The sequence below is a fragment of the Vibrio sp. 10N.222.52.C12 genome, assembly GCF_041474215.1.
GTDB lineage: Bacteria > Pseudomonadota > Gammaproteobacteria > Enterobacterales > Vibrionaceae > Vibrio > Vibrio crassostreae_C.
In genome coordinates, this window is sequence record NZ_JBFRTR010000246.1 from 1 (window position 1) to 208 (window position 208).

Annotated in this window: 2 tRNA genes; both read left to right on the plus strand. The window is 53.4% G+C overall.

Features of this window, described 5'->3' with window-relative positions:
* The first annotated feature begins 33 nt into the window (after nt 1–33).
* Nucleotides 34–110, plus strand: a tRNA-Ile gene (locus tag AB4623_RS24130).
* A gap of 14 nt (nt 111–124) precedes the next feature.
* A tRNA-Ala gene (locus tag AB4623_RS24135) sits at nt 125–200 on the plus strand.
* The last annotated feature ends 8 nt before the right edge of the window (nt 201–208 follow it).

Here is a 208-nt window from a genome sequence, read left to right on the forward strand (position 1 = left end):
TGATTAGGTTTAGAAAAGTTAAGAGACGATATTGGGTCTGTAGCTCAGCTGGTTAGAGCGCTCGCCTGATAAGCGGGAGGTCGGTGGTTCAAGTCCACTCAGACCCACCAATATCGACCTAGATGGGGCTATAGCTCAGCTGGGAGAGCGCCTGCCTTGCACGCAGGAGGTCTGCGGTTCGATCCCGCATAGCTCCACCATCTTTAAG